This window comes from Halobacillus sp. ABR2_026 (genome assembly GCF_056158545.1).
Genome location: NZ_JBSWTM010000001.1, coordinates 3,702,255 through 3,723,591 on the forward strand (window position 1 = coordinate 3,702,255; position 21,337 = coordinate 3,723,591).

At 43.9% G+C, this 21,337-nt stretch carries 23 protein-coding genes and 1 riboswitch; of the genes, 10 read left to right on the top strand and 13 right to left on the bottom strand.

The annotated features are described in order from the left end of the window. Positions 1–623: 623 nt before the first annotated feature. Both ACXADE_RS18775 and ku read right to left on the bottom strand, forming a co-directional pair. A complete protein-coding gene (locus tag ACXADE_RS18775; RefSeq protein ID WP_474981943.1) occupies positions 624–806 on the bottom strand; it encodes a hypothetical protein in 183 nt (60 codons plus the stop codon). A 72-nt stretch (positions 807–878) separates the two neighbouring features. Continuing rightward, entirely contained in the window at positions 879–1,718 is an 840-nt protein-coding gene (ku, locus tag ACXADE_RS18780; protein WP_474981944.1) for a non-homologous end joining protein Ku, read from the bottom strand. Positions 1,719–1,829: 111 nt separating this feature from the next. On the opposite strand from ku, the gene ligD reads away from it, so the two are divergent. Next, on the top strand, positions 1,830–3,587 hold the full coding sequence (gene ligD / locus ACXADE_RS18785; protein ID WP_474981945.1) for a DNA ligase D: 1,758 nt from the start codon (positions 1,830–1,832) through the stop codon (positions 3,585–3,587). A 78-nt stretch (positions 3,588–3,665) separates the two neighbouring features. Here the strand turns inward: ligD and ACXADE_RS18790 are convergent, their stop codons facing one another. The 9 genes from ACXADE_RS18790 to ACXADE_RS18830 form a co-directional block, all read right to left on the bottom strand. Continuing rightward, positions 3,666–5,222 carry a long-chain-fatty-acid--CoA ligase gene (locus ACXADE_RS18790; protein WP_474981946.1) on the bottom strand — a complete coding sequence of 519 codons (1,557 nt, stop codon included), beginning with the start codon at positions 5,220–5,222 and terminating at the stop codon, positions 3,666–3,668. Between the two features lie 129 nt (positions 5,223–5,351). Further along, positions 5,352–6,119 (bottom strand): 3-hydroxyacyl-CoA dehydrogenase, encoded by a 768-nt coding sequence (locus tag ACXADE_RS18795; RefSeq protein ID WP_474981947.1) that lies wholly within the window; start codon positions 6,117–6,119, stop codon positions 5,352–5,354. A gap of 2 nt (positions 6,120–6,121) precedes the next feature. Next, the gene (locus ACXADE_RS18800) at positions 6,122–7,264 is read right to left on the bottom strand and encodes a thiolase family protein (RefSeq protein ID WP_474981948.1); all 1,143 of its coding nucleotides are present in this window, start codon (positions 7,262–7,264) and stop codon (positions 6,122–6,124) included. A 13-nt stretch (positions 7,265–7,277) separates the two neighbouring features. Further along, entirely contained in the window at positions 7,278–8,426 is a 1,149-nt protein-coding gene (locus ACXADE_RS18805; protein ID WP_474981949.1) for an acyl-CoA dehydrogenase family protein, read from the bottom strand. A gap of 232 nt (positions 8,427–8,658) precedes the next feature. Beyond that, positions 8,659–9,402 (bottom strand): Cof-type HAD-IIB family hydrolase, encoded by a 744-nt coding sequence (locus ACXADE_RS18810; protein ID WP_474981950.1) that lies wholly within the window; start codon positions 9,400–9,402, stop codon positions 8,659–8,661. A gap of 92 nt (positions 9,403–9,494) precedes the next feature. Next, complete coding sequence (locus tag ACXADE_RS18815) at positions 9,495–10,682, bottom strand: M20 family metallopeptidase (RefSeq protein WP_474981951.1); 1,188 nt, start codon at positions 10,680–10,682, stop codon at positions 9,495–9,497. Between the two features lie 14 nt (positions 10,683–10,696). Next, positions 10,697–11,533: a MetQ/NlpA family ABC transporter substrate-binding protein gene (locus tag ACXADE_RS18820; RefSeq protein ID WP_474981952.1), complete on the bottom strand. Its 837-nt coding sequence runs from the start codon at positions 11,531–11,533 to the stop codon at positions 10,697–10,699. 12 nt (positions 11,534–11,545) lie between these two features. Next, complete coding sequence (locus ACXADE_RS18825; RefSeq protein WP_474981953.1) at positions 11,546–12,208, bottom strand: methionine ABC transporter permease; 663 nt, start codon at positions 12,206–12,208, stop codon at positions 11,546–11,548. Continuing rightward, on the bottom strand, positions 12,198–13,226 hold the full coding sequence (locus ACXADE_RS18830) for a methionine ABC transporter ATP-binding protein (protein ID WP_474981954.1): 1,029 nt from the start codon (positions 13,224–13,226) through the stop codon (positions 12,198–12,200). Before ACXADE_RS18830 ends, ACXADE_RS18825 begins: the two co-directional genes overlap by 11 nt. Positions 13,227–13,309: 83 nt before the next feature. Beyond that, positions 13,310–13,424: riboswitch (SAM riboswitch) on the bottom strand. 234 nt (positions 13,425–13,658) lie between these two features. Here ACXADE_RS18830 and ACXADE_RS18835 point away from each other — a divergent pair. Next, on the top strand, positions 13,659–14,042 hold the full coding sequence (locus ACXADE_RS18835; RefSeq protein ID WP_474981955.1) for a DUF302 domain-containing protein: 384 nt from the start codon (positions 13,659–13,661) through the stop codon (positions 14,040–14,042). Positions 14,043–14,092: 50 nt separating this feature from the next. Here the strand turns inward: ACXADE_RS18835 and ACXADE_RS18840 are convergent, their stop codons facing one another. Next, positions 14,093–14,806 carry a DUF421 domain-containing protein gene (locus ACXADE_RS18840; RefSeq protein ID WP_474981956.1) on the bottom strand — a complete coding sequence of 238 codons (714 nt, stop codon included), beginning with the start codon at positions 14,804–14,806 and terminating at the stop codon, positions 14,093–14,095. Positions 14,807–14,960: 154 nt separating this feature from the next. On the opposite strand from ACXADE_RS18840, the gene ACXADE_RS18845 reads away from it, so the two are divergent. From ACXADE_RS18845 to ACXADE_RS18880, 8 genes are all read left to right on the top strand, one after another. Continuing rightward, positions 14,961–15,218 (top strand): metal-sensitive transcriptional regulator, encoded by a 258-nt coding sequence (locus tag ACXADE_RS18845; RefSeq protein WP_474981957.1) that lies wholly within the window; start codon positions 14,961–14,963, stop codon positions 15,216–15,218. Between the two features lie 59 nt (positions 15,219–15,277). Then, positions 15,278–15,757, top strand: coding sequence for a DsrE/DsrF/DrsH-like family protein (locus tag ACXADE_RS18850; RefSeq protein ID WP_474981958.1), 480 nt, complete (start codon positions 15,278–15,280; stop codon positions 15,755–15,757). 16 nt (positions 15,758–15,773) lie between these two features. Further along, positions 15,774–16,070 (top strand): rhodanese-like domain-containing protein, encoded by a 297-nt coding sequence (locus tag ACXADE_RS18855; protein WP_474981959.1) that lies wholly within the window; start codon positions 15,774–15,776, stop codon positions 16,068–16,070. A 46-nt stretch (positions 16,071–16,116) separates the two neighbouring features. Continuing rightward, positions 16,117–16,680 carry a sulfurtransferase TusA family protein gene (locus ACXADE_RS18860; RefSeq protein ID WP_474981960.1) on the top strand — a complete coding sequence of 188 codons (564 nt, stop codon included), beginning with the start codon at positions 16,117–16,119 and terminating at the stop codon, positions 16,678–16,680. Between the two features lie 44 nt (positions 16,681–16,724). Next, entirely contained in the window at positions 16,725–17,855 is a 1,131-nt protein-coding gene (locus ACXADE_RS18865; protein WP_474981961.1) for an MBL fold metallo-hydrolase, read from the top strand. A 66-nt stretch (positions 17,856–17,921) separates the two neighbouring features. Beyond that, positions 17,922–18,152, top strand: coding sequence for a sulfurtransferase TusA family protein (locus tag ACXADE_RS18870; protein WP_474981962.1), 231 nt, complete (start codon positions 17,922–17,924; stop codon positions 18,150–18,152). A gap of 76 nt (positions 18,153–18,228) precedes the next feature. After that, the gene (locus ACXADE_RS18875; protein ID WP_474981963.1) at positions 18,229–19,005 is read left to right on the top strand and encodes a sulfite exporter TauE/SafE family protein; all 777 of its coding nucleotides are present in this window, start codon (positions 18,229–18,231) and stop codon (positions 19,003–19,005) included. Positions 19,006–19,127: 122 nt separating this feature from the next. Then, the gene (locus ACXADE_RS18880) at positions 19,128–19,310 is read left to right on the top strand and encodes a hypothetical protein (protein WP_474981964.1); all 183 of its coding nucleotides are present in this window, start codon (positions 19,128–19,130) and stop codon (positions 19,308–19,310) included. Positions 19,311–19,394: 84 nt separating this feature from the next. Here ACXADE_RS18880 and ACXADE_RS18885 read toward each other — a convergent pair whose 3' ends face one another. Then, complete coding sequence (locus tag ACXADE_RS18885; RefSeq protein WP_474981965.1) at positions 19,395–21,308, bottom strand: LTA synthase family protein; 1,914 nt, start codon at positions 21,306–21,308, stop codon at positions 19,395–19,397. Positions 21,309–21,337 lie beyond the last annotated feature (29 nt).

Consider the following 21,337-nt stretch of genomic DNA (forward strand, 5'->3'; position numbering starts at 1 on the left):
TAAGAACCTCCTAAATTTGCATGCATAAGTTGCATACGAATCAGGCTACGCTTTTTTTATGTGTCTATCAAACCGGTTCTGCTGTCAAAAAAAAGCAAAACAAGCGAAATGTTGATAAGACCTGCGGATAGACTAAACATTCTTGGAATGGTCAGCTTTTCAAAAGAAATCCTCTTAATCCTTCGTATCTGTTCATTTTTGTGAAGAATTTTCCAGGGAATTGAGAGAGGACCGAGACCTCTCATCCAAAAAACCACCCGCGTGAATTCACGCGGATGGTTTTTGGTAGGTGGATATCGATTGACTCATTACTTTAGCAAGAGGTCCCACATCTTTCACCGATCGTATACTCGCCTGAAAACGGCTGAAGCTTTTCCAGTCCTTCCCCATCAACTATTGAAAAATCAGATCCGCCGCCTCATGAATGTAGCGGGCCTGAGCAAAAGAAAACCCGTCTTTCATCAGATTATCTGTCCTTAATTTACCGGCAAATGGATAAAGGTCTAAAAAAGATGGGTATGGATTTTTTGTAAATGAAGCAGGTCAAAATCACCCGGAACCGGAGATGATTGATTAAGACATCTGTTCCCGCAAAACAGTACTTCGACTTCCCGTTTCCGTACCTAGGATGAGGCATGCCGCGCCAATTCCAACGCCTGGGCTATAAACGCCTCGTGAGAGAGCTCACCAGTCAAACGTTTCTTCACAAGGGCTTTCTGTTTCTTGTTCAAGCGATCTCCCTCAACAGAAAGCGAGGCGAGCGCAGGGTGCATCAGTAGTTCCACTTCTTCTGAACGTACTGTCATGACTCCCCCTCCGAACGTTAATAAGTTCCTCACTATTATACAGATCAAATCCCTATAGACATCAAGGAAGGACTAAGAAGTCTTTTTCTTTCCTGAGGTCGTCGTTTTTCTTTTTGTTGTTTTCTTCTTTTTGGACGACCCTTTCGTTTTCTCCAGGGACTTCTCCAAAGCGTCCATTAGATTTGTTACATTATCAGGCTTCGGCTTATCTTTAGCCGTTGTCACCTCTTCATTATTTTTCTTCGCTTCAATCAATTCCATCAAAGCTGTCCGATACTCGTCTTTGTATTTGTCCGGATCGAATTCCGCCGTCAGCTGGTCAATTAATGTAACGGCTGTGCTCAGTTCTTTTTTACTCAGATCTGTTTCTTCCGGGACATTGGGTACATCCTGGACAGACCTTACTTCATCTGGATAGTGGATCGTTTCCATCAACAGCGTGTTTTCATAGACGCGTACAATAGCCAATTGTTCCTTCGAACGGATGATGATTTTTGCAATTCCGATTTTCTCTGTGTCTCCAAGGGCTTGTCTCAAAAGACTATATGCCTTGGAACCCCCTTCACTGGGAGAAATAAAATAGCTTCGTTCAAAATAAATCGGGTCAATTTCTTCCAGTTTGACGAAATCGATGATCTCTACCGCTTTGTCTTCCTGCTCCTTTTTTAATTGATCAAGATCTTCCTTATCTAAAACAACAAATTTATTCTTTGCATATTCATAAGCTTTGACAATCTCATCATTCTCTATTTCACGATCACATACAGGGCAGCGTTTCTCATACTCCACCGGAGACTTGCATTCCTCATGAAGCTGTCTTAATTTAATATCCTTATTCTCTGTTGCAGCATGCAGTTTAACTGGTATATTTACCAGCCCAAAACTGATGGTTCCTTTCCACATCGTGTGCATGGCGATCCCTCCATTTTTCTATAGGTTTCACGGGAAAGAGGAAAAATATGTTTCACATGTATGGGTAAACTACAGGAGAAGAACCATGGATCAGTGGAAGGGGAAGAGAAAATGAAACCCATGCTGTTAACAACAACGGAAGAACTTCCCACAGGCAAAGAATGGGTATATGAAATTAAATATGATGGGTTCAGGGCCATTCTGGAAGCTTGTGAAAGCGGCGTCAAGATTATGAGTCGTAACGGGAAAGAATTAAGTAGACAATTTCCGGAGATTGCACAGATAGAGATTCCTAAGAATCTGGTCCCCTTCACATTGGACGGAGAACTAGTCATTTTGAACACTCCCTATCAGGCAAACTTTGAAGCTTTACAGCACAGAGGCCGATTGAGAAACCTTCAAAAAATTCAAGGCCTGTCAAAGGAAAGACCAGCAACTTTCATAGCTTTTGACAAAGTTGATGAAAAAGATCTTCCCCTGTTAAAACGAAAGGAAATCATGGAAACCATTGTCGATCAATTGAATCACCCAAACATCCGGAAAGCCGATGTCTACAAGAATCAAGAGGAAGTTTTATCTGTTGCTGAACTCCATCAGTCTGAAGGCATCATAGCTAAATGGAAAAAGAGCACCTACAATCCCGGAGAGCGCAGCAGGCAGTGGATGAAATGGAAGCAATGGAGGACAATCTCCGGGTTCCTGAAAAGTTACAATTATACAAATGGATATTATGACGTTGGCTTTTACAACGAAGACACCAGGCTCCCGCTTGGGAAATTCAAACATGGATTAACAGCGGAAGAAAAAGAAACTCTCAACACCTTCATTAAGAAAAATGGGCAGAGGCGTAAGGACAACTGGATCATAGCCCCGGGGACTTGTGTGGACCTGCATTGTCTAAACGCTCGTAATGGAGAACTGCGTGAGCCCAGCTTTCATCGTTTCAGATTTGATTTGGACCCAGAAGACTGCACGGAAGCGAAAAAGCAGTGGGATTTGTCATTATTTCCTGATGCATCTTCGCCGTCGCATGTGGATAAACCATTATGGAAAGGAGTTTCTAAACAGGAGTTCCTCGTGTATATCCGACACACCGCTCCCTACCTTCTCTCTTTCATAAGAGATAAAAAGTTAACTTTAATCCGGTTTCCAGATGGGGTATATGAAGCATCTTTCTATCAAAAGCATTATCCGGACTATGCTCCTGAATTCCTTACCATGTGGATGGAAGATGGAGAACCTTTCATCCTTTGTGACAAGCTACTCTCCCTCCTTTGGATCGCCAATCAAGGGGCACTTGAATATCACATCCCTTTCGAAAAAGCAGGTGCGATAAGCCCTGATGAAATTGTCATAGATTTGGATCCAGCAGATCACAGCCATTTTCATCAAGCTATTACAGCTGCAAACCTTCTTAAACACTTATTAGATGAATTGGACGTCATCAGTTTCATTAAGACTTCCGGAAATAAAGGGATGCAGATTCATATTCCAATCCATGAAGGAGAGATGGATTATGAGGAAACGCGAAAAATAACAGAAACCCTGGCGTCCCTTCTTGTGAAGGAAAGGCCTGACTTATTTACCGTGGAACGACTGAAAAAGAAACGAGGCGACCGATTGTACATCGACTATGTCCAACATGGTGAAGGGAAAACAATCATTGCTCCTTATTCCCCAAGAGCAACTAAAGCAGCGACTGTAGCTACACCGTTACGCTGGAGTGAAGTGAAAGAAGGTTTACATCCAGAGGCATTTACTATTGCTACGGTGCCGAATCGCCTGAAAGATAAAGGCTGTCCATTTTTCAATTATGAACAAGCGCGAGATGATCAGCCTATTCAAAAATTGAAACAGCTGATTCAATGACTTGTCGAATATTGCCCGGGAAATACAAAAAAAGCCGCCGGTCGTCACCGGCAGCCTTCCCAGGAATTGAATCTGTTTTTATTCCGATAATGTTTTACTCCGCTCTCTTAACTTAAATTTCTGAAGCTTCCCACTGGCATTTCGTGGAAGTTCATCGACAAATTCATAACGCCTCGGTCTCTTATACCGCGCAAGCCTGTTTCCTGTCATACAAAATTCATCAAGTTCTTGTTCCGTCACTCCGCTGTCTTTTTTCACAATATAGGCTACCACACGTTCGCCCCACAGTTCATCCGGTTCACCTATGACCGCAGCATCCATGACCCCGGGATGGTCGAACAGAGCATCTTCCACTTCTCTCGAATAAATATTCTCCCCACCTGACAGGATCATATCTTTTACGCGGTCACTGACCCATAGGTATCCATCTTCGTCAAAGCTTCCGATATCTCCCGTATGATACCATCCTTTATACATCACTTCTTCGGTGGCTTCCGGTCTATTGTAATACCCCCTCATCATGCTCGGCCCTCGAACGATAATTTCCCCGAGTTCATTCGGTTTACATATCTCTTCAGGCTCTGCCGGTCCATGCTCATTCGTCCTGACCACTCGCACCTCATGATTCAACAAGGCTCGTCCTGCCGACCCGGCTTTTTTCACTTGTTCTTCCTCTGTAAGAGCTGTAATGGCAGGGCCCATTTCTGTCATACCATACGCCTGAAGGAGTTGTACGCCCAACGATTCATGCAGTTTCATCGTCAAAGCGGGGGCCATTGGCGCGCCTCCATAGAGACCTTGCCTTAACGTTCGGAAGTCCTCTTTCGTGAATTCTTCCTGTAACATCATGTTCCACATTGTGGGAGCAGCAAAGAACGAAGTGATTTGTTCTTCTCTTACGGTTCCAATAACTGTGTTTGGCTCAAAGTGATGCAGGAAGACGTTGGTTGCCCCAATCATCACGCGTGGAAAGAAGGCACAATGAAGCTCCGCACAATGGAAAATAGGAGCAACCGTCAAACCCCGGTCACTTTCTGTCAGGCGAAGACATGCGGCCATGATCAAGGCTTGGTCGATCATGTCGCGATGAGTATGAATAACTCCCTTAGGAAGCCCCGTTGTACCGGAGGTATACATGATGGCGTAAGGATCGTCCTCATTCAGTTCGCATACCGGGCGGTCTGTAGTCACTCCTTCGACTCTTTCATAATAATTCATCGCATAGGGCAGATTCTCTTCATCAATGGACCAGAACTCGATATTTGGCATTTCTTTAGCTACAGGAGTGATTTGAGAGGCCGTGGCTTTTTCAAAGACGACCACCTTCGGGTCAACATCTTTCACAATAAATGCAATTTCTTTTTCCGTAAGGCGGAAGTTCACCGGATTAAAAACAGCACCGATCTTCATGCATGCAAACAACACTGTGGCAAATTCGGCCGTATTAAAGAGAACAGTCGAGACTCTATCTCCTTTCTCTACACCAGATGCTTTCAGGGCGTTCGCCGTACGATTCACCTCTTTGTCCCATTCATCGTACGTCCATCTTGTTCCAAGCCGGACATCTACCAATCCCTCTTTCTCCGCATGCTTCGCTACTGTTTGCTCAAACATACTTCTAAGTGTTGGTCCCATTTTTCTCATCGACTCCTTTTGATTTTTTTGAATCCGTCCGCCATGATCTTTACAGAAAAAGCTTCCACACGAACAAATCGGAGTACTTCAGTCCTACAAATCGAACCTCAGACCTCGCAGGACAGTTTCCTATTTAGGCTGCATTCGAATCGCTCCGTCTAGACGGATCACCTCCCCGTTCAACATTGGATTATCTATGATGCTGAGAGCTAACTTCGCAAATTCATAGGGCTTACCTAAACGTGATGGGAATGGAGTGGCTTTTCCCAGCGCATTTCTAGCTTCTACAGGCAGCTGTTCAAACATAGGGGTTTCAAATAAACCAGGGGCAATGGCCATCACACGGATGCCGTCCCGGGCAAGCTCCCTCGCCACAGGCATCGTCATAGCTGCCACCCCTCCCTTGGAAGCACTGTAAGCCGCCTGCCCAATCTGCCCTTCAAAGGCGGCAACCGATGCTGTATTAATGATCACGCCACGTTCTCCGTATTCATTAGGTTCGTTTTTCTGCATTTCTTCAGCAGCCAGACGAATCACGTTAAAGGTACCCACTAGATTCACTTCAATAATTTTCGAAAAAGAATCCAAACGATGGGGGCCTTGTTTCCCCACTACTTTTTCGCCGGTAACAATTCCTGCACAGTTGATGACTGCGTTTAAAAACCCGAACGTTTCCTTCGTCGTGATAAGCATTTGCTTAATGGCATCAGTTGAGGTAACGTCTGTTTGAATAAACGTTACGGAAGCACCTAACTCTTCCGCGAGCGCTGCACCTTTTTGTGCATTTTGATCGACAACTACGGCCCTGCCACCATTTCTTACTATCTTTCTAACCACCGCTTCACCAAGACCTGAAGCTCCTCCTGTTACGACAGCAACGACATCTTTCACATCCACCCTTATCCCTCCAACCTTTCAATAATCGTACCGTTCGCCATCCCATGACCTTCACAGATCGCGAGCAGACCATATTTACCTTCTGTTCTTTCCAGCTCATGAACCAATGTAGTCATGAGTTTCGCCCCTGTAGCGCCTAATGGATGACCTAGAGCGATCGCCCCTCCGTTTACATTCAATTTTTCATGAGAGACTCCCGTTTCTTTCATCCAGAATAAAGGAACCGGTGCAAATGCTTCATTTACTTCAAAAAGATCAATGTCTTTCACCTGGAGCCCCGCTTTTTTCAAGACTTTATATGTAGCGGGTACGGGACCTGTGAGCATCAGCGTAGGGTCTGATCCAACAACCGCCCGGGACACGATTTTGAACCTTGGCTTCAAACCTAGTTCTTCGGCTTTACGGCGGGACATTAATAAAACGGCCGCTGCACCATCACTGATCTGACTTGCATTCCCGGCGGTAATTTTGCCATCTTCCTTGAAGACTGTCTTCAAGGTGCCAAGCGATTCTACTGAGGTCCCTGGACGAGGACCTTCGTCTATTCCGAATGAATGGGACCCTGCTGTAGCTACAGGGGTGATTTCTCTTTCAAACCGTCCTTCATCCATCGCTTTTAACGCTCTTCGATGACTTTCAGCAGCATAAGCATCAAGTTCCTCTTTACTCAATCCCCACTGGTCTGCAATCCGTTCTGCTGAAAGACCTTGATTAATCATTTCATAGTTGGAAGTCAATTGATCATTAAATCCCGTGCCCTGCATATTCGAGAACATCGGTACCCTTGACATGCTTTCTACCCCACAAGCTATGACCACATCCATATCCCCACAAGCAATCGCCTGAGAAGCAAAATGGATGGCCTGTTGGCTTGATCCACACTGCCTATCAATTGTGACGCCCGGTACTTCTATAGGAAAACCAGCCGTAAGAGCAGCAATTCTGGCAATATCTCCTGCTTGCTCCCCCACCTGGCTGACACACCCGGCAATGACATCCTCTACTTCTTCAGGGTTAATGCCAGCCCTTTCCACAAGGGTCTTGAGAAGATCAGCTAAAAGGATATCCGGACGTACTTCACTCAACCTCCCGCCCCTTTTACCTACGGGAGTTCTTAACGCTTCCACGATGACTACTTCATTCACCTCATCATTCCTCCTATACTAAGCCCATTTTTTTCGCAATGATCGTTTTCATGATTTCATTGGAACCTGCATAAATAGCGGTGACCGGGGCATCCCGGAAACGCCTGGCAATCTCATACTCTTCCATATATCCGTAACCGCCGTGAAGATGCATGCATTCCATGGCTACCTTTTTCACAAGGTCGGTGGTCCACCATTTCGACATCGAAACTTCTTTCACTACATCTTCTCCCTGCATATGCGCTTCAATGGTCCGGTCGAGAAAAGTCCTTCCAATTTCCACTTCCGTTTGAAGTTCAGCCAGCTTGAATTGGGTATTTTGAAAAGAAGCGATTGATTGATTGAAAGCCTTACGCTCTTTCACATAGTCGATTGTCAGCTCCATCATCCGTTCACAGGCGGAAATCGCTCCTATGCCTACAATCAAACGTTCCTGCTGGAGCTGGTTCATTAAATAATAAAACCCTTCCCCTTCTTTACCGAGCAGATGACTATTAGGTACAGCTGCATCTTCAAAAATCAATTCTGAAGTGTCTTGACTGTTTAACCCGATCTTGTCCAGTTTCCTTCCCCTTGAGAAACCAGGAGTATCCCTCTCCACAATCACCAGGCTGATCCCTTTATAAGCTGGAGATATTTGGGAGTCTGTTTTGCAGACAACAACGATTACATCTGCATGAATTCCATTTGTTATAAAAGTCTTCTCTCCATTCAGTATATAGCCATCGTCGTTTTTCACCGCCGTTGTACGTATAGACGCAAGGTCTGATCCGGCTCCAGGTTCCGTCATGGCAATCGCTGTAATGCATTCACCTGTGGTACATTTCGGCAACCATTTTTTCTTTTGCTCTTCTGAACCGTAGGCTTTCAAATAAGGGACGACAATGTCATTGTGTAAACCGACGCCGATCAAACCGGTCCCCACCTTTTCCAACTCTTCATTAATGACAACCGAGTAGCCAAAGTCTGCTCCGAAGCCTCCGTATTCTTCGTCGAGCCACGGACAAAGATACCCCTGTTCTCCGAGCTTCTTCCAAAATTCACGAGGAACTTCACCTGCATTTTCCCATTCGGTATAATAAGGATAAGCCTCTTTCTCGAGAAATTTCTTCAATGATTGGCGGAGTATTTCATGTTCTTCCGTTATGTATGCTGCCTTCATAAATTTCCTCCCTGAAGTTCTGGACTATTGGAAGTAATTCTCGTTTCACAGCTCCCTTTCCTGCCGTTCACGGAAAACGCTTACATTATTTTGTATTTAGAACGTTTTCGACAGCCTTTATTCCGGCCGGGGCATCTTCGCTCGAATAATAGCCACCCTAAAACCTTAACCATCCTATGATATAAGACGTCCTCTACAAAAAAGAAACCAGCCTTGTACGGCTGGTTTCTTCCTATTGTTGCAAGACTTTTTCAATGGCATAGGCCACTCCATCATCTTTATGGCTCTTTGTGGTAAAGTCCGCCTCTTCTTTTACCGGCTCTTGGGCATTACCCATAGCGACACCTAAACCTGCTGCTCGAATCATCGCCATATCATTCATACTGTCCCCTACGGCCATTACCTGGTCCATGCTTAGATCCAGCCACTTGCAGACTCTCATTAGAGCAGCTGCTTTATTCACTCCCGCAGGATTGATTTCGATATTGGTTGGACTGGAGTTTGTAATTTCTAGGTCCTCATTGTTATTGAGCTCATCCAGGATCACTAGCCTTACTTCATCCTCTTCAATATCAAATCCGAATTTCAACCAGTCATAATCTACTATGTCCTTGTCGAACGGGGATTGACTATTGTACAAGCCCTGGACAGTCGATGACCAGAAATGAAGTCCATGCTCTTTTTTCAATTCCCATAACCTTTGAACATGTTTATGCTCCAGTTTGTTCTGCTCGACAAGATTGAATTCATGATCGTAAATTTCCCCACCATTAATGGTTACGATATACGACGAACGGCCAAGGTCTTCTGCAATAGTTCTGCAACGGGAAAGTGAACGCCCTGTACTGAGCACAACATGGATCCCCTTTTCTTTTGCTTTCTGCACTGCTTCAGCATTCGCTTTGGAGACTTCACCTTCGTGGTTGACGAGAGTTCCATCTAAATCCAAGGCGATTAACTTGATTTCTTTATCCATATGCTTCACGTCCTCTCTATGACTTCTCTTATTTTAATATAAGGTCCAGTCGTACACAATGAATCAGCCGGCCCTTATGGACCGGCTGTCTACTAAAGACGTTTATGTTCCTCCTGGATATCTTTTAGCAAAAGTGGATCTGTTAATAATTCAAGGCCGGTTTGAGCGAGTGCTGCCGCCCCCTTGATTAGAGCTGCATCTCCTTGTTCAGATACTGCAGCTTCCCGGAATTCATCGGTGTGGGCTACAAGATGATCTGCACCGATTTTTATATAAGGGTGAATAGTTGGAATCACCTGGCTGATATTCCCCGCATCCGTGGACCCCAATCCTTTACGATTCTGGTGATAATATTCCCCGAGCTTTGATATCTTTCCTTCAAACACACGATCGAATTCCGGGGTGACCTTAAAGTTATCGACTCCATTTTGTATCCTTGTCATCCGATAAGTGGTTCCAGTCATTTCTGCCGCGCCTTTGGCAACCTGTTCGGCCTTTTTCGTCAGCTCATCGCACGTTTTTCTTTTATCTGCACGTAAAAAGAACCTTGCACGTGCATAGTTGGGGACAATATTCGGAGCGTCCCCTCCGTCCAGTATCACTCCATGGATGCGGACATCATCCGTCACATGCTGTCTTAACGCATTCAACCCATTATATAACTGAATAACCCCATCCAGCGCATTGATCCCATCTTCGGGATTGCTTGCAGCATGGGCCGGCTTGCCAAAAAACTCGAAGTCAACCGGGTCTACAGCAAGCGTAGGAGCAGAGCCCGATGTGCGTCCCATAGGGTGGACCATCATACAGGCATCCAACTCTTGTACAAGTCCGTGTCTCACGAAAGTACCTTTTGCACTTCCGTTCGGTCCTCCTTCTTCCGCAGGCGTTCCAAGTACCACTACTTCTCCTCCTGTTTGCTCCAAAAAATCTCCTAGTGTAATGGCAGCAGCCACGGAAGCCGTACCGATAATGTTGTGCCCACATGCGTGCCCGAGACTCGGGAGAGCATCATATTCAGCAAGGAAACCAATTGTAGATCCTGGTTTACCTGAAGCCTTACGTGCTTTAAAAGCTGTCGGGTGTTCCGGTATCCCCGTATCCACATCAAAACCTGCCGCTTCAAGAAGAGATATTAGTTGCTGGGACGCAAAATACTCTTCATTTCCAACTTCAGGATTCGCGTGAATCGCATGACTGACTTTCAGATATTTCTCTCGATGAAATTTCAATTTCTCTTCTATAGAGGCTTCTAATGAATGATTGATACCTATACTCATACTCGCCCCCCCCTTTACCAACCGATGTCTTCCAGTGGAACAAATGTAGGAATGAGCGACTGATTGTATACTTCCTCGATGTGTTGAGCTACATCTTCCTGTTGGTAGATTTCTACGATTTTTTGATACGTTTTATTGTCGGTTTCATCCGCACGGGCGGCGATGATGTTAATATATGGTTGAGCCGTTTCATCCTCAATGGCAATCGCATCTTCAACCGGAACAAATCCAGCTTCGACCGCTACACCATTATTAATGATCGATGCTGATACATCCGGCAGAACACGAGGGGTTTGAGCCGCGACAATCGGTTCAAATTCAAGATTTTTAGGATTATCCTTCACCTTGCTTAAATCGCCGTTTCCGTCAAAATCATCTGGAAGTCCAATCAAACCAGATTCTTCCAGAAGCAAGAGCGCCCGGCCCATGTTAGTCGCTTCTTTCGGTATGGCAATTGAGCTTCCATCGGGAATTTCACTGACATCTTCATACTTGTCAGAGTAGATACCCATCGGGGCAATCAATGTGGTGCCGATCGGAGCAAGATCCAAGTTATGTTCTTCAATAAAAGAATCGAAATAGGAGACCGTTTGGAAAGCATTCAAATCGATGTCTCCGTCCGCAAGAGCCATATTAGGACGAACATAATCAGCAAATTCGACGAGCTCAATTTCAATGCTTTCTTCAGCCGCTTTTTCTTTGATTTTCTCCCAGATTGGTACTCCTGACCCGTTCAATCCCACTTTCACTGTCTTAGTTTCCTCAGAGGCTGCCCCGCTTTCATTCGAGCAACCTGCGAGTACAAGACCTCCTATGACGATTAAACTTAATGCAATGATCCATTTTTTCATCATTAAAACCTCCTATTGTCTTCGTATCTTTTTAGACGCCATGTTTCCGATCGTCTGTGTGATTTGTACAATTAGAACAAGTAGTAAAACTGTAGCGATCATGATATCTGTTTCAAATCGCTGGTATCCATACGATATCGCGAGATCTCCAAGACCTCCGCCTCCTACGAAACCGGCCATAGCCGATGCTCCCACCAGACCGATCGTCGCAATCGTTAAGTTGAGGACAATCGAACTTAACGCTTCCGGTATGTATACTCTGCGTATGATCTGCCACGGGGTAGCTCCCATCGCTTCCGCCGCCTCAACGACTCCAGGTTTCACTTCCATGAGGCTGCTCTCTACCAAACGAGCAATATAAGGAGCAGAGAAAATCACGAGTGGGACGACCGCTGCTGCAGTACCTATCGAGGAACCCACAAGCAGTCGTGTAAATGGCAGGATGGCCACAAGCAAAATAATAAAAGGAATAGAACGGAAAAAGTTCACCACGGCACTGAAACCCCCGAACAGTGTTTTATTTTCCAACAGCCCTCCCTGTCTCGTTACGACGAGAAGAATCCCCAAAGGCAGGCCGATCAAAGTAGCAGCCAGCAAGGAGATCCCCACCATCAACAATGTCTGATACGTCGCTTCCCAAATCTTCGGCCAAAAATCCATTAAGTTAACCTGCATGTGAAGACACCTCCTGGACCGATACTCTTTGTTGAATATGATTGATCACCCGGAGAATTTCCTGATCTTCCCCTTGAAGTTCTACGACAAGGTGACCGAACGGTGTACCTTGAAGTTCTGTAATTTGCCCAAACAGCACATTCACTTCTACAGGAAATGATTTCGCCACCTGAGAAAGTACGGGTTCGCCAGCCCTCTCATCTACAAACGTCACCCTGTAAATATTCCTCGCGGATCCTCTTTCCTCAATCCCTTTTAAGATCGATGCCGGGATGTCATTTTCAAGGACCGTCCGAACAAAATTTTGAGTGGTCGGATGTTGAGGATTCGAGAAGAGGTTGAAAATCGATCCTTTTTCAATCACACGTCCATTTTCCATGACGGCGATCCTGTCACATACATCTCGAACGACATTCATTTCGTGTGTAATCATCAGAATCGTTATCCCGTATTCATCCCGTACTCTTCTCAACAGCTTCAATATTGATTTTGTTGTTTCTGGATCCAAAGCCGATGTCGCTTCATCACATAGCAAAATATCTGGCGATGTGGCTAAAGCCCTTGCAATGCCGACTCTCTGTTTCTGCCCCCCGGATAATTCCTCTGGATATTGCTTCGCTTTATCAGAAAGGCCGACGAATTCAAGGATTTCTTCAACCCTTTCATTCACCTCTTTTTTCGGGGTCCCTGATAATGACAATGGAAAAGCGACATTGTGGTGAACAGTCTTGGACTCAAGCAGGTTGAAATGTTGAAAGATCATCCCGATTCGCTTCCTCACCTGCCTCAAATCAGGCTTGGAAAGACTGGTCAATTCCTCCCCATTCACCAGCACCCTTCCTTCCGTCGGCCGCTCCAGCAGATTGACAAGTCGGATCAAGGTGCTTTTACCGGCTCCACTAAAGCCGATCACTCCAAAAATCTCACCTTTCTGAATAGTGAGATCCACTTGGTCTACAGCTCTCAAGTCATTCCCATTGTGATCGTAAACCTTTGAAACATTTTCGAACTGGATCATTTTGTCCCCTCCTAGACGCAAAAAGAGCCCCTCTTCTTAAAAAATAAGAAGAGGGGCTCCCAACCTGTATGAGATACCGTCTCTCCTCATCTTTCACATGCATTCGCACATGCTGGAGTTGGCACAGTTTCTGATCCATAGATCAGTTCCGCTGCCGAGGTTTCGTAGGGCCAGTCCCTCCACCTCTCTAGATAAGAAGAAAATTCATTTGCTTTTTTATTGATGTTGCCAATCATAATACAGCTAAAAACCTTTGTCAATTTAATTCACTAAAATTTCCGAAATATCGATCATTACGTCATTTTATGCCGGAAAGAAAATGCGGCTCTCCTCTCAAATTAAAGCTGTGTAAGGTTCTGCCGCTGAGAATGATTAATTTCATACCTCAACGGGTATGGATAAGAAGAATTTATGATCAAGGAGGGTCTTTCCATGTTTCATTATACTGTGGAAACAGACAAAGGAATTGATGAAGCCATCGAGAGTCTTGAAGCTAATTTGAAAGAAGCACAATTCGGCGTATTATGGAATTTCGACATTAAGGATAAGCTTCACGAAAAAGGACTGGAATTCGAAAAAGAATTTAAAGTCCTGGAAGTCTGCAATCCCAAAGAAGCTCAACGCATTCTAAATGAAAATGTAATGGCAGGGTATTTCCTCCCTTGTAAGATGGTCGTTTATGAAGATGGACATAAAACTAAAATCGGTATGCCGAAACCGACTTCCCTGACAGAAATGGTCGATGATCAAACCATTCAGGAAATGGCCGGTGATGTTGAAGAAAGGTTAAAGCGCTGCCTTGACCAGAGCGTATAATATCCCAAAGAGCCACCTTAAGCGGTGGCTCTTTTCATTCCTCCCTCCACTCAATGTTCAATGGGAGGTAAATCTTCCGCTTTTTTTCCTTTTAACGAATAATGGAACGCCCCCTGGCTTGTAATTGCAGCATAAAAGACCTCTTGAATTTTGTGTCCTCCTAGTGCAGTATTCAACCATTCCTTGTCCCTTCCTAAGCGGGCCAAGAGATCTTCTTGCATTTGACCATCAAGAATAAGTGGAATATCATAACCCCCACCCCTATGTAAAAGACCAAGGTCTTCCCGTGTCGGCGTTTCTTTTTCGTTTTTCAACTTTACCGAGAGTTGGCCATTAGGTTCGATGATCCCCAAAGAGACACTCCCCAGTTCAAATACTTTCTGTTCCCTGAGCATGTGTGTAATGTTATCAAGCGAATAGTGAATCCTTGAAATATTTTCTTCCACCATTCTTCCATCATAAACCACGATCGTCGGTTCAAAGGTTAGAACTTTGCCGATCGTTCGATGGTGGAGCTTCACCCATACGATAAATTTCTGTAAAAGAGCGATAACAATAATCGCTGTCACCGTATGAATATGATCAATCTTAGGATCTGCGATATCTGCTCCAACAACAGACCCCAATACGAGCACGACTAAAAAATCAAATACAGGAAGCTCACCGATTGAACGCTTGCCCATAAAGAGACCTACCCCCAGAAGCAGAGGCAGAATGGTCAAAATTCTTCCGATTACTTTAAGGGTATCCATCCATAACTCCATATTCCTCACCTCGCTTTTAGTTTGATACGGACTTATAGGCATTATCCAAGAAAATACGAGCTTGGGTGTTGACATTATACCTACAGGGGTATATTATGAGTCATGTACTGTTCAATAGCGAACGATCCACACTTCACAAGGGAGGTCTTATTCAGTGGAATATAATGATGCAGCCAAAAATAGAATCAAACGCTTGGAAGGTCAACTGCGAGGCGTTCTGAAAATGATGGAAGAAAATAAAGACTGTAAAGATGTCATTACTCAGCTTTCCGCTTCCAGAAGTGCGATTGACCGTGCGATCGGGCTCGTGGTAAGCTCCAACCTTGTGGAGTGTATCCAGGACGCTGACGATCAAGAAAACAAAGAAGCATCCATTAACGAAGCCGTTCAATTGCTTGTCAAAAGCAGATAATTTTTTTACAGCAAAATATACCCATACGCGTATAACTATAAATATTAGGAGGATGAAGCATGTCTGAAACAAAAAAGACGAATATTGTTCTATTCAGCGGGGATTATGATAAAGCAATGGCTGCCTATATCATTGCAAACGGGGCCGCAGCTTATGACCACGAAGTTACGATTTTCCACACCTTCTGGGGATTGAATGCCCTTCGTAAAGATGAGAATATTCAAGTAAAGAAAGGCTTCATGGAAAAAATATTTGGTAAAATGATGCCCCGTGGAGCAGATAAGATGGGCATCTCTAAAATGAATTTTGCAGGGTTTGGCCCTAAAATGATCAAAGATGTGATTAAAAAACACAATGCAATGCCATTACCAGACCTCATTGAAATGGCTCAGGAACAGGAAATTAACTTAGTTGCATGCACAATGACCATGGATCTTTTAGGATTGCAGAAAGAAGAATTACTGGAAGATATTCAATATGCAGGTGTAGCTGCTTATCTTGCAGATGCAGAAGAGGGAAATGTGAACCTGTTTATCTAATGAGGAGGAATCATATATGAAAACAATGACAGCAAAAGAAGTAGAACAACAACTATCTGAAGGTAAAGAACTAAACATTATCGATGTACGTGAAGATGAGGAAGTGGCAGAAGGTATGATTCCTGGGGCAAAGCACATCGCACTGGGTACTGTTGAAGAACGTACAGATGAATTGGATAAGGATACGTCTTATATTATGGTATGCCGTTCCGGCGGTCGCAGCGGTCGTGCATCTCAAATCCTGGCCGAAAAAGGATACGATGTGACGAACATGGAAGGCGGCATGATGAGCTGGGAAGGCCCTACTAAATAAATGACTGAACACAATATACCTGCAAGGGTAGAGGAGGAATGTAAGAATGGAATTGAAAACAGATCTTACGTTAGATGCCAAAGGATTAGCTTGTCCTATGCCTATTGTGAAGACAAAGAAAACAATGAAGGACATCGAAGCTGGGCAAGTCCTTGAGATCCAGGCTACTGATAAAGGTTCAAAAGCAGACCTTGAAGCATGGTCGAAAAGTGCAGGACATCAGTATTTAGGAACGATTGAAGAAGGAGACGTCCTCAAGCATTATATCCGCAAATCAAGTGGTGAAGAAGAACAAGAGAAGAAACATCCGAATGTTGTAGACAACGAAGAGCTGGATGTTCTGCGCAAGAACGATGATGTCCTGCTGGTAGACGTGCGCGAATCTGCTGAGTATGCCTTCGAGCATATCCCTGAAGCAACGTCTCTTCCACTTGGAGAACTAGATGAACGTGCAGATGAATTGGATCGTACGAAGAAGATCTATGTCGTCTGCCGTACAGGAAGCCGCAGTGACCTTGCTGCTCAGAAGCTTTTAGAAAAAGGGTTTGAGCATGTTTACAATGTAATTCCAGGCATGAGTGGCTGGAACGGCGAACTAACAAAACTTTAAATCTATATTTTTTTACGAAAAATTATACCCCGGGAGGTAATAAGATGGCTGTAAAAAACATGACGGTTAAACAAATCACCGATAAAGTGTTGAATAATGAAGAACTTTTCCTTCTTGATGTACGGACCGAAGACGCCTATCAAGATTGGAAAATAGAAGGCGAAAACTTTTCTTATCTGAACATTCCTTATTTCGATCTCCTTGATGGTGTCGAAGAAATTGTCGATCAGCTTCCAAAAGAAAAAGAAATTGCTGTCGTTTGTGCCAAAGGCGGATCTTCTCAAATGGTTGCTGAAATGCTTGTGGAAGAAGGATTCGAAAATGTTTACTCCGTAGAAGGCGGCATGAAAGCCTGGAGTGAACATCTGGAGCCTGTCAAAGTCAATGACCTGAAAGATGGCGGCGAACTTTATCAGTTCGTACGTATCGGGAAAGGCTGCCTTTCTTACATGGTTGTATCTAACGGAGAAGCAGCGATTATCGACTCAACAAGAATGACAGATGTTTATGTTGATTTCGCTAAAGAACTCGGTGTGAAAATCACGAACGTCTTTGATACGCACTTGCACGCCGATCACATTTCTGGTGGACGCAAAATTGCAGAACAAACAGGTGCCACATATTGGCTGCCTCCCGAAGATGCTGGTGAAGTGACATTCGATTACCAACCACTTCGTGATGGAGACCATGTCACGGTAGGAAATACAAACATCGATATTCATGCGTTGTACTCTCCTGGACACACGAAAGGATCCACTTCCTTCGTTGTAGATGATCAATACTTGATGACAGGCGACATCCTATTTATTGATTCTATAGGACGTCCGGACCTTGCCGGGAAAGCAGATGACTGGGTCATGGACCTTAGAGAAACTCTTTATACACGTTATAAAGAGCTTTCTGACGAACTAATTGTCCTCCCTGCTCACTTTATGATCATGGATGAGTTGAACGAAGACGGTACAGTTGCAGAAAAACTAGGAACGCTTTTTGAAAAGAACCATGGTCTGAACATTGATGATCAGGATGCGTTCAGAAAAATGGTAACAGAGAATCTTCCGCCTCAACCGAATGCTTATCAAGAGATTCGTGAAACAAACATGGGTAAAATCAGCCCGGACAATGAAGATCAGCGTGAAATGGAGATTGGGCCAAACCGTTGTGCCGTGAGATAAAAAATCATGAGCCTGGAAGCCCACGCTCTCCACAATAAATAACTTAACATTTGGAGGTATTCAATTATGAACGTAGCAAAAACACTGGATGCAACAGGATTAGCTTGCCCAATGCCGATCGTAAAAACTAAAAAAGCCATGAATAACATCGAAGCGGGAGAAGTATTAGAAATCCACGCAACAGACCAAGGTGCAAAGGCAGATTTGACCGCATGGGCAAAATCAGGTGGTCATGAACTTTTACAAACAGAAGAAGATAACGGTATATTCAAGTTCTGGATCAAAAAAGGAGAATAATCAGATCACGCCTGACTGACTCAAGATAGAATAAAGGGAACCTGCAGTGGTTCCCTTTTTTATAGGAGGTAATACAATGGAATTCGGACTAATCATGACGATCTTTTTAATAGGCTTCATAGGTTCTTATATATCTGGAATGCTTGGAATTGGCGGGTCCATTATCAAATACCCGATGCTGCTTTATATACCGCCACTTATAGGTTTTACAGCCTTCACGGCCCACGAAGTATCGGGAATCAGTGCCGTACAAGTCTTTTTCGCAACGATTGGTGGTGTATGGGCGTACCGTAAAGGCGGGTATTTGAACAAAACGCTCATCGTATATATGGGTGTCAGCATTCTGATCGGCAGCTTTATAGGTGGGTTTGGATCGAGGTTCATGTCTGAAGATGGCATCAACATTGTTTATGGTGTTCTGGCTTTAATTGCGACAGTCATGATGTTCGTACCGAAGAAAGGTATCGATGACAAACCATTAGATGAAGTCACCTTTAACAAACCTCTAGCCGCCCTGCTTGCATTAATTGTAGGAATCGGAGCAGGGATTGTCGGAGCTGCCGGCGCCTTTCTTTTAGTTCCAATCATGCTGGTTGTTCTAAAAATCCCGACACGGATGACAATCGCCTCTTCCCTGGCCATCACTTTAATTTCATCCATTGGAGCGACAATCGGAAAAGTAACGACTGGACAGGTGGAATACTTCCCAGCGGCCATCATGGTGATTGCCAGTCTGATCGCGGCCCCTCTTGGCGCCATGGCAGGTAAAAAAGTGAATACAAAAGTATTGCAAACCGTTCTTGCTCTTCTCATTTTAGGAACCACGATTAAAGTTTGGTTGGATATCTTTTGATATCGTTAAAGGGTAAGACGTAACTCCTTCAGAGTTACGTCTTACCCTTCCCCCTTTCTTTTTACATATATTGGGTTAAAATCACATGTGCAGGGTATAGAAGAATAAAGGAGCGATAGATGATGAGTAAGAAATGGAAAATATTGTTTATGATTCTTGCCGGTCTCATCCTCGCTGGGTTCTTCATCTATGACTTCATATCCGGAGATGTCGGCTACAGGACTGGTAAAATAGCACTCGCTATCGGGGTCGTCATTTACGTCCTTTACACCGTTTTCTCCAAGAAAAAAGAAAGTGAATTATAAGGGGGCGATATTTCTGTTGATCCCCCTGCAGTTTCACTAAAAGGCAAAAAGGCCACTTTCCATATGGAAAGTGGCCTTTTATAATTATTCTTCTTTATTTTGGTTCGGTAAGGTGCTTTCACTTTGCACCATTTCAGTTTCATCAAGATAACGCAACAGATCGCCATATATGATGGAATCAGACATCTCCAACTCTTCTTGAGCTTTATTAAAGCCTTCTGTACAGAGGTCTGCTTCTAATTCTTCCCCTGTTTCCCGATCATAACATGTTCCTTGAATACCAACATGTTCCTCACTGGCAAAGTTACCATCACGGGTAATCATCAACTGACGACGATCCTCATCAAGAAGATCATGTCCGAATTGAATAGGGTTGTCATCCTGGATACCTAGTAAATTCGTAAGCGTTGGCCGCAGATCGACTTGACCACCGACTGTGTGATTTTTTTCAGAGTCGATTCCTTTTCCATAAATCAGTAGAGGGACGCGCTGCAATTGGAATTGCTCGAACTCATTGATGTCTTTATCCAGATATTCGCCCATCGCCTCTTGGTGGTTTTCAGAAATTCCGAAATGATCCCCGTACATGACAAGAATCGTGTCATCATACAGCTCGGAATTTTTAAAGTCTTCTACAAATTTTTTGAGCGCTTCATCCTGGTAACGGATGGTCTGGAAATAACGGTTCAATGTACCGCTCGTCGTCTCCCCTTCAGCAATGAACTTCTGCTCTTCAGGAAGGGTAAAAGGATAATGGTTCGTCAGCGTGATCAATTTAGAATAGAACGGTTTATCCATTTCCTTCATCATGTTCAAGGAATCTTCAAAGAAATACTCATCAAGGTAGCCCCATCCATGAGACTTCTCCGGTGTCACTTCATAATCTTCTTTTGAATAAAACTCGTCATAACCTAAAGAATCATACATCACATTTCTGTTCCAAAACGTCTTATCATTCGCGTGCATGGAATTGGTCACATATCCATTTTCACTAAGCAGCCCCGGAAGACCTTCGTATTCATTTGAAGAATGGGTGAAGAATACGGCTCCACGGTTCAAGGGATACATGGAGTTTGCAAGTAGGAATTCCGAATCTGAAGTTCTTCCCTGTTTTACCTGGTGGTAGAAATTATCAAAGTAAACTCCTTCTTCTTTCAAATCATTGAAGTAAGGCGTTAACTCTTCACCGTGCAGTGTATTATCGACAACAAACGTCTGTGTACTCTCAAGGGAAATTAAAATTACATTTTTCCCTTCCGCAGCCCCCTCCATACGATTGCTGTCTTCTGATTTATTTTCGTTCAAATAATTAATGACAGGGACGAGTTCGTTACTGTCGGCCAGCGTCTTTTTCATCTCCGTTTTACCTTGAAGGACTATGTCATAAACATGATAGTTGATGACACCAATATATTTCACGAGCATATTACGATCAAATGTACGTTCCAAAAGATCCGTACGTTCCGTTTCTGCCCATTGAAGGTTGATCATGAACAATGGAACGGCAACAATCGCAAGGATCAAGCCTTCTCTGCGTTTCGGCATGAAAGACTGCAGGCGAGATGGCTTCAAATAGAATAATAGAAAACCAGCCACGAGAACATCTACGAACAGGAGAGCATCCATGGGACTCATAATGGTAGTAATACTACCACCAAGGTCTGCAAGGTTTGCCACTTGATTCAGCATCGGGATTGTAATGAAATCGTTGTATTCTCTATAGAAGAGAACGTTTACGTATAAAAGAATGGAACCTAGGATATAGGAAACAAACATTCCCCGACGTCCCCCAAGAAGAATTCCCAATCCAAAAATCAGAAAGATACTGCTCAGTGGATTAAAAGACAGGATATTCGCTTCATTGGAATTTTCAACATTAAGGGAAAAAATGCTTGTTTGTATATAGTTCATTTTTAACCAGAAAAGGCCAATAACTACTAGATAGACTACTAGTTTCAAACCCATTTTTTTATTTATATATTTATTGTTTGTAAACATTGTAAAACCTCCGTTAATTTTACATTACC

Bases quoted from the DNA above. Each gene is read 5' to 3' on its own strand.
- ACXADE_RS18775 (WP_474981943.1), bottom strand. From the start codon at position 806: ATGACAGTACGTTCAGAAGAAGTGGAACTACTGATGCACCCTGCGCTC.
- ku (WP_474981944.1), bottom strand. From the start codon at position 1,718: ATGCACACGATGTGGAAAGGAACCATCAGTTTTGGGCTGGTAAATATA.
- ligD (WP_474981945.1), top strand. From the start codon at position 1,830: ATGAAACCCATGCTGTTAACAACAACGGAAGAACTTCCCACAGGCAAA.
- ACXADE_RS18790 (WP_474981946.1), bottom strand. From the start codon at position 5,222: ATGGGACCAACACTTAGAAGTATGTTTGAGCAAACAGTAGCGAAGCAT.
- ACXADE_RS18805 (WP_474981949.1), bottom strand. From the start codon at position 8,426: ATGAAGGCAGCATACATAACGGAAGAACATGAAATACTCCGCCAATCA.
- ACXADE_RS18810 (WP_474981950.1), bottom strand. From the start codon at position 9,402: ATGGATAAAGAAATCAAGTTAATCGCCTTGGATTTAGATGGAACTCTC.
- ACXADE_RS18815 (WP_474981951.1), bottom strand. From the start codon at position 10,682: ATGAGTATAGGTATCAATCATTCATTAGAAGCCTCTATAGAAGAGAAA.
- ACXADE_RS18820 (WP_474981952.1), bottom strand. From the start codon at position 11,533: ATGAAAAAATGGATCATTGCATTAAGTTTAATCGTCATAGGAGGTCTT.
- ACXADE_RS18825 (WP_474981953.1), bottom strand. From the start codon at position 12,208: ATGCAGGTTAACTTAATGGATTTTTGGCCGAAGATTTGGGAAGCGACG.
- ACXADE_RS18830 (WP_474981954.1), bottom strand. From the start codon at position 13,226: ATGATCCAGTTCGAAAATGTTTCAAAGGTTTACGATCACAATGGGAAT.
- ACXADE_RS18835 (WP_474981955.1), top strand. From the start codon at position 13,659: ATGTTTCATTATACTGTGGAAACAGACAAAGGAATTGATGAAGCCATC.
- ACXADE_RS18840 (WP_474981956.1), bottom strand. From the start codon at position 14,806: ATGGAGTTATGGATGGATACCCTTAAAGTAATCGGAAGAATTTTGACC.
- ACXADE_RS18850 (WP_474981958.1), top strand. From the start codon at position 15,278: ATGTCTGAAACAAAAAAGACGAATATTGTTCTATTCAGCGGGGATTAT.
- ACXADE_RS18855 (WP_474981959.1), top strand. From the start codon at position 15,774: ATGAAAACAATGACAGCAAAAGAAGTAGAACAACAACTATCTGAAGGT.
- ACXADE_RS18860 (WP_474981960.1), top strand. From the start codon at position 16,117: ATGGAATTGAAAACAGATCTTACGTTAGATGCCAAAGGATTAGCTTGT.
- ACXADE_RS18865 (WP_474981961.1), top strand. From the start codon at position 16,725: ATGGCTGTAAAAAACATGACGGTTAAACAAATCACCGATAAAGTGTTG.
- ACXADE_RS18870 (WP_474981962.1), top strand. From the start codon at position 17,922: ATGAACGTAGCAAAAACACTGGATGCAACAGGATTAGCTTGCCCAATG.
- ACXADE_RS18875 (WP_474981963.1), top strand. From the start codon at position 18,229: ATGGAATTCGGACTAATCATGACGATCTTTTTAATAGGCTTCATAGGT.
- ACXADE_RS18880 (WP_474981964.1), top strand. From the start codon at position 19,128: ATGAGTAAGAAATGGAAAATATTGTTTATGATTCTTGCCGGTCTCATC.
- ACXADE_RS18885 (WP_474981965.1), bottom strand. From the start codon at position 21,308: ATGTTTACAAACAATAAATATATAAATAAAAAAATGGGTTTGAAACTA.